Annotated in this window: 17 protein-coding genes; 12 read left to right on the top strand and 5 right to left on the bottom strand. The window is 57.8% G+C overall.

Annotation, left to right across the window (positions count from 1 at the left end):
- Positions 1-50: 50 nt before the first annotated feature.
- The 5 genes from ACP15F_RS08695 to ACP15F_RS08675 all read left to right on the top strand — a co-directional run bounded on the left by ACP15F_RS08695 (position 51) and on the right by ACP15F_RS08675 (position 4,759).
- The gene (locus ACP15F_RS08695) at positions 51-923 is read left to right on the top strand and encodes a carbohydrate ABC transporter permease (protein WP_424940415.1); all 873 of its coding nucleotides are present in this window, start codon (positions 51-53) and stop codon (positions 921-923) included.
- Positions 916-1,812, top strand: a complete 897-nt coding sequence (locus ACP15F_RS08690; RefSeq protein WP_424940414.1) for a carbohydrate ABC transporter permease — start codon at positions 916-918, stop codon at positions 1,810-1,812. The genes ACP15F_RS08695 and ACP15F_RS08690 overlap by 8 nt, the downstream gene beginning before the upstream one ends.
- Before the next feature lie 4 nt (positions 1,813-1,816).
- The gene (locus ACP15F_RS08685; RefSeq protein ID WP_424940413.1) at positions 1,817-2,914 is read left to right on the top strand and encodes an ABC transporter ATP-binding protein; all 1,098 of its coding nucleotides are present in this window, start codon (positions 1,817-1,819) and stop codon (positions 2,912-2,914) included.
- Positions 2,915-3,201: 287 nt separating this feature from the next.
- The gene (locus tag ACP15F_RS08680; RefSeq protein WP_424940412.1) at positions 3,202-3,492 is read left to right on the top strand and encodes a 2TM domain-containing protein; all 291 of its coding nucleotides are present in this window, start codon (positions 3,202-3,204) and stop codon (positions 3,490-3,492) included.
- Positions 3,473-4,759: a saccharopine dehydrogenase family protein gene (locus ACP15F_RS08675; protein ID WP_424940411.1), complete on the top strand. Its 1,287-nt coding sequence runs from the start codon at positions 3,473-3,475 to the stop codon at positions 4,757-4,759. Before ACP15F_RS08680 ends, ACP15F_RS08675 begins: the two co-directional genes overlap by 20 nt.
- A gap of 6 nt (positions 4,760-4,765) precedes the next feature.
- Here ACP15F_RS08675 and ACP15F_RS08670 read toward each other — a convergent pair whose 3' ends face one another.
- A complete protein-coding gene (locus ACP15F_RS08670; protein ID WP_424940410.1) occupies positions 4,766-5,125 on the bottom strand; it encodes a DUF1801 domain-containing protein in 360 nt (119 codons plus the stop codon).
- Positions 5,126-5,133: 8 nt separating this feature from the next.
- Entirely contained in the window at positions 5,134-5,658 is a 525-nt protein-coding gene (locus tag ACP15F_RS08665) for a flavodoxin domain-containing protein (RefSeq protein WP_424940409.1), read from the bottom strand.
- Between the two features lie 223 nt (positions 5,659-5,881).
- Here ACP15F_RS08665 and ACP15F_RS08660 point away from each other — a divergent pair, with 223 nt between their 5' ends.
- The 3 genes from ACP15F_RS08660 to ACP15F_RS08650 are packed head-to-tail and all read left to right on the top strand — an operon-like array spanning position 5,882 to position 8,741.
- Positions 5,882-6,790 carry an N-acyl homoserine lactonase family protein gene (locus tag ACP15F_RS08660; RefSeq protein WP_424940408.1) on the top strand — a complete coding sequence of 303 codons (909 nt, stop codon included), beginning with the start codon at positions 5,882-5,884 and terminating at the stop codon, positions 6,788-6,790.
- Positions 6,791-6,803: 13 nt separating this feature from the next.
- Positions 6,804-8,357 carry a phytoene desaturase family protein gene (locus ACP15F_RS08655; protein ID WP_424940407.1) on the top strand — a complete coding sequence of 518 codons (1,554 nt, stop codon included), beginning with the start codon at positions 6,804-6,806 and terminating at the stop codon, positions 8,355-8,357.
- Positions 8,358-8,411: 54 nt separating this feature from the next.
- Positions 8,412-8,741, top strand: coding sequence for a DMT family transporter (locus ACP15F_RS08650; protein WP_424940406.1), 330 nt, complete (start codon positions 8,412-8,414; stop codon positions 8,739-8,741).
- 243 nt (positions 8,742-8,984) lie between these two features.
- On the opposite strand, the gene ACP15F_RS08645 is transcribed toward ACP15F_RS08650, so the two are convergent.
- Positions 8,985-9,395 (bottom strand): hypothetical protein, encoded by a 411-nt coding sequence (locus tag ACP15F_RS08645; RefSeq protein ID WP_424940405.1) that lies wholly within the window; start codon positions 9,393-9,395, stop codon positions 8,985-8,987.
- 128 nt (positions 9,396-9,523) lie between these two features.
- On the opposite strand from ACP15F_RS08645, the gene ACP15F_RS08640 reads away from it, so the two are divergent.
- Positions 9,524-10,765, top strand: a complete 1,242-nt coding sequence (locus ACP15F_RS08640) for a PqqD family peptide modification chaperone (protein WP_424940404.1) — start codon at positions 9,524-9,526, stop codon at positions 10,763-10,765.
- A gap of 94 nt (positions 10,766-10,859) precedes the next feature.
- Here the strand turns inward: ACP15F_RS08640 and ACP15F_RS08635 are convergent, their stop codons facing one another.
- On the bottom strand, positions 10,860-11,027 hold the full coding sequence (locus ACP15F_RS08635; protein WP_424940403.1) for a hypothetical protein: 168 nt from the start codon (positions 11,025-11,027) through the stop codon (positions 10,860-10,862).
- A 55-nt stretch (positions 11,028-11,082) separates the two neighbouring features.
- On the opposite strand from ACP15F_RS08635, the gene ACP15F_RS08630 reads away from it, so the two are divergent.
- From ACP15F_RS08630 to ACP15F_RS08620, 3 genes are read left to right on the top strand one after another with little or no spacing between them, the layout of a single operon-like run.
- Positions 11,083-11,340 carry a PepSY domain-containing protein gene (locus ACP15F_RS08630; RefSeq protein ID WP_424940402.1) on the top strand — a complete coding sequence of 86 codons (258 nt, stop codon included), beginning with the start codon at positions 11,083-11,085 and terminating at the stop codon, positions 11,338-11,340.
- Positions 11,341-12,006 carry a response regulator transcription factor gene (locus tag ACP15F_RS08625; protein WP_424940401.1) on the top strand — a complete coding sequence of 222 codons (666 nt, stop codon included), beginning with the start codon at positions 11,341-11,343 and terminating at the stop codon, positions 12,004-12,006.
- Entirely contained in the window at positions 12,003-13,358 is a 1,356-nt protein-coding gene (locus tag ACP15F_RS08620) for a sensor histidine kinase (RefSeq protein WP_424940400.1), read from the top strand. The genes ACP15F_RS08625 and ACP15F_RS08620 overlap by 4 nt, the downstream gene beginning before the upstream one ends.
- Before the next feature lie 61 nt (positions 13,359-13,419).
- Here ACP15F_RS08620 and ACP15F_RS08615 read toward each other — a convergent pair whose 3' ends face one another.
- Positions 13,420-14,730, bottom strand: coding sequence for an NAD(P)/FAD-dependent oxidoreductase (locus ACP15F_RS08615; protein ID WP_424940399.1), 1,311 nt, complete (start codon positions 14,728-14,730; stop codon positions 13,420-13,422).
- Positions 14,731-14,813 lie beyond the last annotated feature (83 nt).

Raw genomic sequence — 14,813 nt, 5'->3', positions numbered from 1 at the left:
TCGCGCCTGAACACAGGTGCGGGGCCTCCTTTTACTCAGGGATCGTTACAATGACCGAATGGCTTGAACGTCATATCCCCAAGATGGTGCTTGCACCCTCTTTCATTGCCATCCTCGTTTTCGTTTACGGCTTCATCGCATGGACGGCTTGGGTGTCGCTGACCCGCTCGCGGCTTTTGCCGAAATACGAGATTGAAGGTCTTATCCAATACGAGCGCCTGTTCGCGTCGCCTCGGTTCGATACCGCGATGATGAATCTTTTCATCTTCGGTACGTTGTTCATCGGGATCTCGATGGTTCTGGGTCTGCTAATCGCAATTTTGCTGGATCAAAAAATCCGCACAGAAGGCGTGTTGCGCACGATCTATCTTTACCCAATGGCGTTGTCGATGATCGTCACCGGTACCGCGTGGAAGTGGATCATGAACCCCGGACTGGGCATCGAAAAGATGGTTCGCGACTGGGGGTTCGAGAACTTCAGTTTCGACTGGATTATCGACCCGGATATGGCCATCTATGCCGTTGTGATTGCCGGTGTCTGGCAAGCTTCGGGCTTTGTCATGGCGCTGTTCCTTGCCGGCCTGCGCAGCGTGGACGGAGAGATCATCAAGGCCGCACAGGTTGATGGTATCCCCAGCTGGCGCATCTATTCCGCCATCATCATTCCGTCGATGGCCCCGATCTTCCTGTCAGCTTTCATTGTGCTGGCGCACCTTGCGATCAAAAGCTTCGACCTTGTCATCGCCTTGACCGGAGGCGGTCCCGGATATGCCACGGATCTGCCCGCAACCTACATGTATGCCATGGCGTTCTCGCGCGGTGACATCGGACAGGCGGCAAGCTCTGCCATGGTTATGATGGTCGTCGTCTTTGCGATCGTCGTCCCTTACCTTTACTCAGAATTGAGGGCGAAACATGACTGATCTCGCGCTTTCCACCACTCGCGGCACGTCGCGCAGTTGGACCCGTTTCGCCCTGCGCTGGCTGCTATTCATCCTGCTTGGCCTTTTCGCGCTGTTCTATCTGATGCCGCTTTTCGTGATGGTCACGACCTCGCTGAAAAGCCTTGAGGAAATCCGCACGGGCAGCCTTGTCGCCTTCCCCCGCGAAGTCACGTTCGAGGCATGGCGCACAGCTTGGTCCGGAGCTTGCACCGGCATCCAATGCGAGGGCCTGCGCCCATACTTCTGGAACTCGGTCATCCTTGCAATCCCTGCGGTTGCCATTACGACCTTTCTTGGAGCGCTCAACGGCTACGTAATTGCGCAATGGAAGTTCAAAGGGGCGAACCTGATCTTCTCGCTGATGCTGTTTGGTTGCTTCATCCCGTTTCAAGTGGTGCTGCTGCCGATGGCACGCATGCTGGGCCTGATGGGCATTGCTGGCACCATTCCTGGGTTGATCTTCGTCCACGTAATCTATGGCATCGGATTCACCACGCTGTTCTTCCGCAATTACTATGTATCGATCCCGCAAGAGCTGGTGAAAGCCGCCAAAGTGGACGGGGCAGGGTTCTTTCGGATTTTCTGGTCGATCTTCCTGCCGCTGTCGCTTCCGATCATCGTTGTGACCGTCATCTGGCAGTTCACCCAAATCTGGAACGACTTCCTGTTCGGCGTGTCCTTCAGTCAAGCCGGAACCCAACCCGTCACTGTGGCGCTGAACAATATCGTCAACTCAACCACCGGCGTGAAGGAATACAACGTGGATATGGCTGCTGCGATCATCGCCGCCCTTCCCACGCTCCTCGTCTATGTCGTCGCTGGCAAATATTTCATCCGCGGACTGACCGCGGGCTCCGTGAAAGGCTAAACCCATGGCTCCTATTCTGGATATCAAAAACCTCTACAAGAACTATGGGTCCGTCGAGATCCTGAAAGACATCAACGTCGCGATCGAACCGGGAGATTTCTTGGTTCTGGTCGGCCCCTCGGGCTGCGGCAAGTCCACGCTTTTGAACTGCATCGCGGGGCTTGAACCGATCACCGCGGGCACGATCGACATCGGCGGGCGCGACATGACCCACGTCAGCCCAAAGGACCGCGACATCGCGATGGTCTTCCAATCCTATGCGCTTTACCCGACCATGTCGGTGGCCAAGAACATCACGTTCGGCATGAAAGTGCGAGGTGTGGACGCGGCAACGCAGGACCAAAAGCTTCAGGAAGTGGCGCAGCAGCTGCAGATTGAACCGCTTTTGCAGCGCCGTCCCGGCCAGCTTTCGGGCGGTCAACGGCAACGTGTGGCCATGGGGCGGGCGCTGGTACGCGATCCCAAGCTGTTCCTCTTCGATGAACCGCTGTCGAACCTCGACGCCAAGCTACGTGTCGAAATGCGGACCGAGATCAAGAAACTGCACCAAAACCTGAACGCCACCATGGTTTATGTGACCCACGACCAGATCGAGGCGATGACCTTGGCGACCAAGATTGTCGTCCTGAAGGGCGGGATCGTGCAGCAGATCGGCAGCCCTGCTGAGATCTATAACCGCCCCGCCAACCTTTTCGTGGCGGACTTCATGGGCAGCCCGGCGATGAACCTGATCCCCGCGCGCGCCAAAGCCAATGGCAATGGCACGAAGATCGAGATCGAACGCTCCGGCGCGGAACCGTTGGTTTTGACCGATACACACGCCAAGGACTTGCCAGAAGACGTTATTCTGGGCCTGCGCCCCGAAGACATCGCCGAAGCGGGTTTCCGCGCCGGTGAGGATGTACAAGAAGCCGATTGCCTTATCGACATGGTGGAACCGGCAGGGGCTGACACCTACGTCGTCTCACAACTGGGGGGCAAACAAGTCACCGCGCGTCTTCACGCAGAAACCAGCGCACGCTCGGGCGAGACCTTGCCGCTGGCATTTGACCTGAGCAAAGTCTCCTACTTTGCACCGGAAAGCGGCGAACGTTTGAACTGACCAGAGTTAGGCTGGTTGCCGCTAAAGGCGGGGCCAGCACCGCCAAAGGAAACCCGCTTGAGGCAGGTATGGCATTCGCTCGACCAGCTACCCCAACTAGGTGCTGCGACTGAGAAGCGTGTGTGTCGAATATGGCAACAAAATTGGCGTCCTCGGGTCCGAGGCGGTGCTGATATCTAGGCAGGGTTCGACCGACATCCAAAAGGGCTGTTGATTTATATCACGGCGAACTCGCTCAAATTGTGAGAGCCTTTCTCCATTGTACATGATGGACTTTGGAGCAAGCTATGACACAGACGGAGGAGTACGCTAGAGCTCGACAGCGCGCTGAGGCCAAATACGGGTTCTATGTTCACTTGGTTGTATACGCTGCAGCGATGTCATTGTTGTTGGTTATCGATCTGCTGACTTCATCAGGGACAATCTGGTTTCATTGGCCCCTGATGGGATGGGGGATTGCCATTGTTCTGCACGGCGCAGGGATCTTCCTGTTAAAGGACAAAAGAACAATCGTTGACGTGATGACAGAGCGCGAGCTGCGCAAGTCAGGTGTCCAAAATGCCAATGATAACCGCTAGCGGCTCGCCCACGCCAATGCACGGACGAGAGTTCGATGTCGTGCTGTGGGGGGCGACCGGCGCCACTGGTCGCCGCGCCGCGCATCATCTGGCCAGACGCAGCGAGGAATGTGGCATTCGGCTTGCCATCGGCGGGCGGAACCAGAGCAAGCTTGAGACCGTGCGCGCCGAATTGCCCGGCTCTGGCACCAACATCCCGATCTTGGTGGGGGACAGCCTCGACGCAGCATTCATGGCCTCAATGACAGCCCAAACCCGTGTTGTTGTCTCGACAGTCGGGCCATTTGCACTTTACGGGAGCGAGTTGGTCGCGGCCTGTGCGCGAAACGGCACGCATTACTGTGATCTGACGGCCGAGCCGCAATGGATGCGGGCGATGATCGACGCCCACGAGCAGATGGCGCAGAACACCGGCGCGCGGATTGTGCATGCTTGCGGCCATGACTCGATCCCCTCAGATCTGGGCGTTCAGTTTCTGCAAGAGATTGCTCTGTCCCGCCACGGCACATGCTGCAAACGTGTGACCACCCGTGTGACCCGGATGAAGGGCGGCTTCAGCGGGGGAACAGCGGCGAGTTTTCTAAATGCCATGCACCTGCGCGAAACCGATCCGGAATTTGACCGGCTGTCGGTTGATCCATACGCGCTATGTCCCGAGGGCATGCGGCAGGGCCCCGATGGCCCGGATCGCATGATGCCGGTCGAAGTGACGTGGGATGCCGATCTGCACGCGTGGACCAAGCCCTATTTCATGGGGCCGATGAATTCCAAGGTTGTGCGGCGCAGCAATGCGATCATGGGGTATCCATATGGTCGCGATTTTCGATATCAGGAAACCGCGTTGACCCGTGGCGGGTTTGGAGGATGGTGGGCGGCATTGCGCTATGCGATCTTCGGGCGCGCGCTTCTGATTGCCATGGCGATCCCGGTGACGCGCGGGATGCTCAAGCGCCATGTACTGCCGAAATCCGGTGAGGGGCCAAGCAAGGAAGTTCGGGAAACCGGGTCCTATGAGATCATGCAAGTGGGGGAGTTGCCCGACGGCACCATCCTGAAGCTCCGCATCACCGGTCAGGGCGATCCGGGCGTACGCTCGACCACGCTGATGTTGACGGAAGCAGCACTCTGCCTTGCCGAAGATGAAGCCAAATTGCCCGTCGGCGGTGGGTTCTGGACCCCGGCAGCTGCGATGGGAAAGTTGCTGCGCAATCGGGTGACGGCACATGCGGGTCTGTTTTTCGAGGTGGTGGAGGATGGTCGAAGATAACCAACCTTAAGCTTTCAGTTGTTCGCACTGCTGGATGAAACTGATCAGCATGTCCTTGTTAATCGGTTTGCCTGAAAAGATGGGGATGTGTTTGCTTGGGGTTCCAGATCCCCTCAGCACACTGTCTGGGTCGCTGAGTTCAGAACTTTTCAGAAAGCCGAAGTTCACTTGGCCCTTTTTTGATCCGTACAGATAGATCACTGGAACACCATGGGCATTCAGAAAGGTCGGGACACCATACTGCATCTTTTCCGCGGCGCCGGGCAGGGTGGCGTGAATGAACGCCCGCAATTCTGATAGAAGCGGTGCGGCCTCGGCGCTACCGGATCCGATGTAGCTGTCGATATTGTCAGTCGCTTTGGTCATGGCATGCACTACTCTTTCATGCTGGCTTGCTGTGCGGTCGAGCCTTGCGACCTCAACTCCTCAACCAATGCCACAATCGGGGCGATGCTGGCCTTGTCCATATAGTCAAACCCCTCGCGTTCCTCCCGGCTGGCCACGGGATCGGGGTTTTTCCACGCAGCGATAAGCAGCATGGTCCGATCAAACCAAGTCAGGTCTTTCGGATTCTGCCGTCCGCGAAGTGCGACATGGCTGACGTTCGAAAGAAAGTCCCGAGGCAGGCTGTCACCCACCCAATTATCAAGCTTTGGACCGGGCGGGGCACCTGAGACAGTGACCATAACAATTGGCTTGCCGTCGAGCTTCGAAAGGTTCTTCTGCACCCAATCCGTGATCAGAAGTCTGTAGTAAATCACCGGGGTTGCGAGGATCAGGAAATCAAATTGAGACGGGTCGACGTTTTGCGTTCGGACGTCCTGCACGGGCAGCCCAACCGCCTCTCCGATCCATTCGGCATACTCGGCCGTGGAGCCGTATTTGGTCGCAAATAACACCGCACCCTTCATGTGAAACCTCTCTGCAATACGCGGGAGGTCAACCCGCGGAACCAGCAATTATAGTTATGCTACAGAGGGTTCCGGGGGTGCCATGACGCACGTCAATGCGATCAGTTTTACCCCATGCTATGTCGTTTGAGATAACCGAATTGTTTAGTGAGGTCCGACCGTCTGACCTCGTTGTCAAAGGCGGCCGTTCCCGGATTTTAGGGAGTTGCATATGGCTGTTTCCAGAACACTTCACTTGGCTGGGTTACCTCAAGCTGATCACCCGATTGCCTCGGTTCGAGTTTTGAATGGCGGGCATGCCGAGCAACACGAGGAGCATCGCTATGGCAGTCGGCTGCCACAGCTTTGGTGGGTTTTCTTTGGGCGTCGTTGGGTGCCTTTGCCTTTACAGTTTTTCCTGATTGAACACCGCGACGGGTTGGTGCTGTTCGACACTGGAATTGATCCGGCGATCATGTCCGATACGCGCTATATCAAACAGGCGGTGGGGCGCTTTTTGCTGCCGCGAATTTTCCAGCTCCACGTGACTGAAAAGGACCGCGTTGATCACGTCTTGGCCGCTCGTGGCGTCGCTGCCAGCGACATTCGAACAGCGATTATTTCCCATCTGCATTTCGATCACGTGGGCGGCATCGCCCAGATCCCGCAGGCCAAACTACTGGTGAGTGACCGAGAATGGTCAATCTTGCATGAACCAAACCCGGAACGTGAATGGATCCTGCGCGAGCATATCGAGATCCCGTCGGCCAACTGGCAGCAAATCGCGTTCGAGCCTACTGATGATCCGCTCTTCGAGGGGTTCGACGGTATCTATGACGTGGCGGGTGACGGTTCGATGATCTTGTTGCCCACGCCCGGGCACACGGTCGGCTCCATATCGATGCTGATCCGCCAAGGCGGGTGGGATCCGATCCTGTTGGTGGGCGACCTGACCTATGAGGCGGGGTTGCTGGATCAGGATATCCTGCCCGGAACAGGTGACAAAGGAATGCTTCTCGCATCGTTCGCCAAGGTCCGTCGGCTGCGGGATCGCCTGCCGGATCTTGCAGTTATCGCATCACATGACTTTGCCGCAGAAAAGACAGTCGCACGGGCAATGGGTCGTGCGTCCAAAAGATGAAAGGAGAAGTGCAATGAGTAACGCAAACCATGACCACTGGGATGCCATCGTGATTGGATCTGGGATGGGCGGAATGGCGGCGGCTGCAGCTTTGTCCAAAGTCGGGCGCAAGGTCTTGTTGCTTGAGCAGCATCAGACATTCGGAGGGCTGACTCACAGCTTTTCGCGTGATGGGTTCTCTTGGGATGTGGGGGTGCACTACCTAAGCGGGGTAGCCCCGGAAGATCGCGCGCGTGAATTGCTGAACTGGTTGTCGATGACACCCATCGAGTTCACGTCTTTGGGGTCGATTTATGACGTGGTGCATATCGGATCGTCCGAACCGCTGACCCTTTCACGTCCCTATGAGGCGCAGGAACGGGACCTAAAGGACCGCTTTCCCGATCAGGCGAAGGCGATCGAGGCTTGGACCCAAGCGCTGCGTGAAGGTTTGGAAACGATGGAAAAGATTTTCCCGACCCGCGCGATGCCCGAGGTTGCGGGGGACGTTCTGGATTGGTGGAACCGTCGGGCAATTGCGAAATGGTGCTCCCGGACAACGCAAGAGGTCATCGACGAACTAACCGACAATCCCCAGCTTGCCGCCGTGATGGCTGCGCAATGGGGTGACCATGGTGGGCGCCCAAGTAAAGCTAGCTTTGCAATGCATGCATTGATCGCCGGGGCCTATCTGCCGAGCGGCTCGTGGTATCCGGTGGGCGGCAGCGCCGCCTTCGCAGATCACATCATCCCGACCATCACTCAACACGGCGGCGAAGCCCGTGCAGGAGTTCGCGTAGACACGCTTCTGTTCGACGGCGACACCGTGGTTGGGGTTCGGACCGAAGACGGGACGGAAATCCATGCTGATGCGGTGATCTCGGATATTGGTGCGCGCGAGACCATCGACGCCTTCCTGCCCGAGGGGATAGGGCCTGAGGACTGGAAAGCCGAGATCCGCGGGCTGCCTTCGAGCATCGCACACTTTACCCTTTTCTTGGGCTTCGAGGGCGACATCGAGGCCGCTGGCGCAACGAAAGCGAACCACTGGATTTACCCAACGGGAGAGGTCGATGCGATTTGGACCACCGCGCCCGATGGCCCACCGCCCTGCATGGTCGCGTCCTTCGGATCGCTTAAGAACCCGGCCCACGACCCCGGTCCGCAGCAAAAACATATGGGCCAGTTACTGGTCTGGGCTGACTGGTCCACTGTCGATAAATGGGCAGAGCTGCCCGCTGGCGAACGTGGCGACAGCTATGCCGAATTCAAGCGTCGGGTTGAGGACACGCTGATGGCGCAGTTCAAAACCCATTTCCCAGATCTGGCCGATCTGGTGGTCTATCGGGATTTGGCCACGCCTCTTTCGACGGTGAGTTTCACCGGACATCGGAAGGGGGCGTTCTATGGCCTCGACGTTACGCCGGACCGTGTCATGTGTGATGCGCTACGGGCGAAAACGCCGGTTCCCGGTCTATTCCTTGCAGGGCAGGACGTGGCCAGTCCGGGAATACCCGGAGCACTTTGGGGCGGTCTTCTTTCAGCGGCAAGCGTCGATCCGAAAGTGTTCCCCAAGTTTAGGGGGTAGAGCCGTCTTTTAAGCTCCGATCATGCTTATGACTTGAAACGAAAGGAAATATTGATGCACTGGATACTACTGTCAGTCGGGATCGCTATTGAGCTCCTGGCAACCACGGCGCTTAAACTGTCGGATGGATTCACCAAGTTCGGCTATGTCGGGCTGACACTGATCTGCTTCGGCTCCGCGTTCTATGTCATGTCGCTTGTCGTTCGCACCATGCCCCTTGGCGTTGCATATTCGGTCTGGGCAGGGGGCGGCATCGCGGGCGTTACGCTTATCGGCGCATTGGCGTTCGGGCAAGCGCTTGATGGATATGCCTATCTTGGTATTGGTCTTATCATCGCGGGTGTCGTCGTGTTGAACGGGCTGTCCACGGCAGCGACTGGATAGCCTCGGGACAGATATCAACTCTAAACCAATTTAGGCCCATGGCTGGGGGCACTGTAATGACCGCGGTGTGTTCCGCATTGTCGTCACGTTTGTCGGGATGAGAAGGACTGAGCACCGGTTCTGCATGTCACCGAATGAACTAAACGCCTGGTTCCTGACAAAACGCTGACAAACTCATTCAGACGGTTGAAAGGGAGGATGCGCTATCTCGAATCTGGAGAGTGCCGTTTGGCATGCCAAACATCAGAGAAGGACAGAAAACATGACCAAAGAAGATAACAAAATGATTTCCCGGCGCAGAGCGTTGACCCGCATTGGTGGTCTTGCGTTGACCGCGTATTCCGTTCCGGCACTGACAACGCTGTCGGCTGCCCACGCATCGTCCTCGGGGTCCAGCGGATCATCGGGCGGCAGCTCAAACTCGCCCGCCAGCGCACCGTCGCCCGCCAGTGCACCGTCGCCGGCATCCCCGGCCAGCGCTCCTTCGGGCGCATCGGGGTCCAGTTCCCCGTCCGGGTCGTCGTCGCCGAGCTCGGTCAGCTCGCCTAGCTCGTCCAGCGGTCCAAGCCGCCCCAGAACGATGACGCGTTCGCAATGTGAAAACTCTGGCGGAACCGTCCGCACGCGTGCAGATGGCGTGTCTGTTTGTGACAAATAAGTCGGTCGGGAGCATTCCCACCTGAAAAAACGCCTTGTCCGCACGAGAATTGTGGGCAGGGCGGATTGCGTTGAAACGCAGGGGAAATTCGCTAGCATGAGCAGCGGTAATTTGGGGTCGAGACGTGGCAGAATCGCAATATGTGCAGTTCGAAGGGTTGCAGCATCCCGTCGCACTCGAAGGGGCGGCGGAGATCGGGGACATTCTGTCTACGGTCCTAAGCGCGTGGCCGCATCGGATCCTGGAAACCGCCTCGAGTACTCCTCCTTTTGTGACGATCCGTTCGGTCGGGCCACAGCGTTGGGAAGTAGAATGTGCAGATGCGCCCAATGCCCCGCGTATCTGGGACGATGTGAACGCTGTCTGTGATCTGGTGGCGGAAATGGCGTGGGAACGATTGCGGTCGGATCCGGGCCTGTTGTGCCTGCACGCGGCGGCAATTGATTTCGGCGGGCGACTGGTGGTTGTGCCGAACGCCAGACGCGCAGGAAAAAGCACGCTGGCCATCGCTTTGTTGCGCTTGGGTCGCCGCCTTTATACCGATGATTTCCTGCCCGTACGCGTAGAGCCTGAAAAGCGGACCTGTGTTGGCATCGCCAACGGGATATTGCCGCGCCTGCGTCTGCCCGTTCCAGAAAGTTTCAGCGAGGCATTTCGAAACGACGTCGCGCAAGATCCCGGCCCGTCGAACCGTCAATACAAATACCTTGCCAATTTGCCGGTTGCGCCTTGGGGCGAAAACCTTCCCCTCGGAGCAATGGTCGTGCTTGATCGACGTGACGAACCGATCCCTCCGCAACTTTCCGAGATGACGCGTGAGGATGCGATTGCCAGCCTGATCACCCAAAATTTCGCCCGAACACGTCATGCAGGGGCAATCCTGCGATCGATCGATACGCTGACGCGCAACATGCCGATTTTCCAGTTGTGCTATCACTGTGCCGATGAGGCTGCTGAATACCTATCAAACCATCCGGATCTGGCGGCTCTTCCTGCCGCCCGTGTGACCAATTTGGCCCCCGATGACCGTCAGGCACCGCTGGATCAGCTGGGTCAATCCGCACCCAAATTCGACAAGGGGCTGTGCTATGTGCAGGCCGTTGGTGTGACCGAAAGCGTGGTGGGCGAGGAGTGTTTCCTGGCGGATGGATCAGGGATCGGCATTTTCCGTCTGAACCCGATTTCATCGGCGATCTGGAAGTTGCTAGAAGAGCCAACTGATCTGACAGAGGTTGTTGAGATTTTGTCGGCAGCATTCCCGGCTGTCGATATCGAACAGATCGCTCAGGATAGCGCGGGTCTGATGCATGACTTGGCGCGGGCGCGTTTGATAACACCAGCCGCTTCGGACGTCGCAGCACAATGACCAGCAGCAAGCGCATATCGCGCCGTGCCGCTCTGGCAAGGCTTGGACTGGGGGCAGCAGGCGCCTATATGGCTCCCGCGATGTTTGGCCTGAGTCAGGCGCGGGCATCGTCGGGATCTTCACCAGCCTCACCGGCTTCACCAGCATCTCCAGCCAGCCCGGCTTCACGGGCCAGCCCGGCGTCCCCAGCAAGCCCTGCTTCCCGCCCGTCACCAACCAGCCGTGCCAGCGGACCAAGCGACCCGACCGGATCCGGGCACACGACCAACAGCGCCGCATCTGTTCCAAGTGGGCCGGGGGCGTGTCGAAGGTCCTCGATGTCGGGGAACGCCCAGATTTCGCGCCAGGACTACAAGCGCGCCCAACGTGCGATTGCCCGCGGGGATGCACGCCCGCTGCAAGAGGTTCTGAAGACCGTACAGAAAAGGTATCCAGGCAAACTGGTGCAGGTCGGATACTCCGAAAAAGGACGAAAGCCGGTTTTTCAAGTTATGATTGTCAATCGCTCTGGCGCCGTCATCTCGGTCTCGGTTGACGCTGGTTCGGGCCGGATCGCCAGCATGCAGAGGTGCTGAATGCGTATCCTGATTGTTGAAGATGAACACAAAATCGCCGAGCTTATCGCAGACGTTCTGGAAAGCGAGGGGCTGATCCCTGAAATCGCCCATGACGGCGAAGAAGGCTGGTTCTTGGGCAGTACCGAAAGCTATGCCGCCGCGATCCTGGATCTTGGTTTGCCCAAACGCGATGGACTGTCGGTACTTCGCAAATGGCGCGAAGAAGGGCTGGATCTGCCAGTGATCCTGCTGACGGCCCGGGCCAACTGGAATGAACGCGTCGAAGGCATCGACGCGGGAGCTGACGACTATCTGGGTAAGCCGTTCCAGATGGAAGAGCTTGTGGCACGTCTGCGCGCACTTCTGCGTCGTTCGAGCGGGCAGAAGGCCACGATCCTTGAAGCCGGGGCTTTGAGGGTGGACCTTCGCCAGATGCGTGTCTCGGTCGACGGGCGTCCGCTGAAAGTCACGCCGCTGGAATACCGGCTGCTGAACTACTTGCTTCACCATCGCGGCCAAGTGGTCACGCAGGAAGAGCTGGTCGAAAACATCTACTACCGCGATCAGGAACCTGACAGTAACGCAATCGAAGTTTTGGTTGGCCGTCTGCGCCGCAAGATCGGGGCAGGTGTGATCGAAACGCGCCGGGGTTTTGGGTATCTAATAGCCGGGGATGAGGCATGAAAATGTCGCTGGGTCTACGCTTGTTGCTATCTGCTGCTTTGGCAACCGCGTTGGCCCTGATCGCAACTGCCATCGTTTTCAATGTCCTCTTTCGGATTTACTTTGAAGACCGCGCCCGCAGCGAGCTTGAGACATATCTGACCCTTCTGAGTGGCAATGTAAGTGTCAGCGCAGAGGGCGATATCGAGGTGGCACCCATTTCGGACCCGCGGTTCGAACAGGCCTTGTCGGGATTCTATTGGCAGGTTCAGATCGACGATGCTGAACCGATTTTGTCCCCATCATTCTGGGCGTCTCCATTGGTTCTGAATCGTCCGCAGACACCGGGTGTGATTGCTTTTGCGGACGTAACGACCGACACCGAAGAAGTTGTGGCCGTTGCCAACTGGGTGATCACCGTAGGGGAGGGTGAAACCCGCCGAGAAGTCTTTTTGGCAGTGGCCATTGGTCGGGCAGATTTGGATGAATCCGTAGCGCGTTTCACCACGAATTCCGTCCTCTGGCTGGCCGTTCTGGGTCTGTTTTTGTTTGCCGCGAGCTGGATCCAGGTTCGACTTGGGTTAAGCCCTCTGCAAAAGATCCGGTCTGAAGTCCAACATGTCTCGCAATCCCCAAAAGAGCGGTTGTCTTCCGATTATCCTTCCGAGGTTTTGCCGTTGGTCGATGAGGTGAACAAGCTCTTGGATGCCAATGATGCAGCGTTGAAACGTGCCCGGTCGCGGGCCGGGAACCTTGCTCACGGGTTGAAGACTCCGCTGACGATTATGCACGGGATCGAGCGGAAGGTCCGGCGGCTGGGTAATGACGGTCTGGCCGATGATCTGATGATGGAGATCACCAGTATCCAGCACATTGTCGAACGCGAGCTTTCGTCAAGCCGTGATAGTCAGCAAGTGTTGCGTCGCAGTGATGTCAGCACGATTGTCGAGCGGCTTCACAAGGCGCTGGGCCGCCAGCCCGGTGCGGAGCACATCCAATGGGACATCAAGCTGCCCAGCCCACTGATGTTGCCGTTTGACGAGTTTGATCTGACCGAGCTTTTGGGCAACCTTTTGGACAATGCGGTGAAGTGGACAGAAAGCCGGATCGCCGTGCGTGGTGGGCAGGACGGCAAGGATGTGGTTTTGACCATCGAGGACGATGGTCCGGGCATCCCGCAATCGGAACATGACGCGGCCTTTTCGCAGGGGACCAGGCTTGATCCGAACCAGGCTGGTGCTGGTTTGGGGCTAAGCATCGCGCAACGCATGGCCCAGACGCATGGCTGCGTCCTGTCACTTGGTCAAGCTGATATGGGGGGATTGCAGGTGCGCCTGTCGTGGTCCGCAGCCGAAGCTGGCCGTGAATCTTGATACATGCCGGTGCAATCGTGGCGCGGGTGGTCCACACATCAACGGGCGCGACACATTCGCGTCAAGCAAACCGCCATTCATAGTAGCGTTCTTTCAAAGCCTCCCAGTGATAAACCGCGTCTGCCGCCAATGGCCCAAACACAGACCCATTCCATGTAAGGTCATATGGATCCAGCATTTTGTGGCGCTGACCGTTCTCGACAAGGGCTTCAGCCATCAGGCGGCCGATCAGAGGGCCGACATTGATGCCGTGGCCTCCTAGGGCGGTGGCGGCCCAGATCCCGTCATGCAACTCGCGCAGATAGGGCATTCGGTGGCGCGCATAGCCCAATAGGCCGCTCCACGTCGCGTCGATTTTGACATCTGATAGCTGCGGGAAGACCGACGTGAAGCCGCGTCGCATCTGCTGTTCCAGATTTGCGGGCTCCAGCGCTTTGCCGGTCATACCGCCGCCCCACAATAGGCGCCCGTCAGGAGTAAGCCGGAAGTAGTCGCAGGCCATGCGCGTGTCGACAATGGCTGCCGTGGTGTTGATTACCTCTTGCGCCCGACTGCCCAGTGGTTCGGTCACGGTCACAAAAGTCCCGATGGGCAAAAGGGTGCGCTGCAGTGTTCTGTAAAACCCGTCCACCAGCCCACCTTGGCAAGCTACAACCGTCTGGCACCGGACGGATCCATTCTGCGTGGTGATCAGATGGTCTGCGCCTTGTCGTTCCAATGACAGGGCGCGGGTGTTTTCAAAGATCCGTCCCGATAGGCGCCGAATTTCACGGGCCAACCCTAGGCAATAATTCAACGAGTGGGCGTGGAAACCTTGCGGGTCATAGACGCCGTCAAAATAGCGATCTGAGTGCACCAGCTCACGTAGTTGCTCGGTCGGCACATAGTTCAGCTGATAACCATATTCGCGCGTTTTTTTCCGTGCATAGGCCTGCATCGCCTGTGCGTCAGGATAGCGGGACACCAACAGCCCACCCGGTCGCATGTCTACTCCGGGCAGCGACAGCTTTTCTGTGTAAGAGCGAAAGATCTCGACCCCTTCGCGGGATAGGTCAAACAGCTTTTTTGCAGCTTTCAGCCCAAGTTTCTTTTCGATGGCCGCCCCATCTGCTGCGAACCCCGGCCCAACGACGCCACCATTGCGGCCACTGGCGCCCCAAGCAATCTGGCCTGCCTCTAACAGCACGACGGATTTGCCTGCAGAAGCCAGTTCGTAGGCACAACTGATCCCAGCAATCCCGCCGCCGATGATACAGATATCGGCCTCGACCCGTTCCGTTAAAGGGGCGGCGTCCAGTGGTGGCTCCATCGTGCGTGTGTAGTAGGTATCAAGATAGGGCTGGCCGGGCCTGTCCATCCGGGAATGTGTCATGGGTTTGTTTGTCCCTGCTGATCCATAGGCCATGCGGCGCTTTTTTCATCACCTTGCGCAAGGGAGAGCAGGGGCTCAAGTTG

This window comes from Aliiroseovarius sp. S253, from assembly GCF_049800855.1.
Taxonomy (GTDB): Bacteria; Pseudomonadota; Alphaproteobacteria; order Rhodobacterales; family Rhodobacteraceae; genus Aliiroseovarius.
This window is presented reverse-complemented; position numbering and strand designations above follow the sequence as displayed.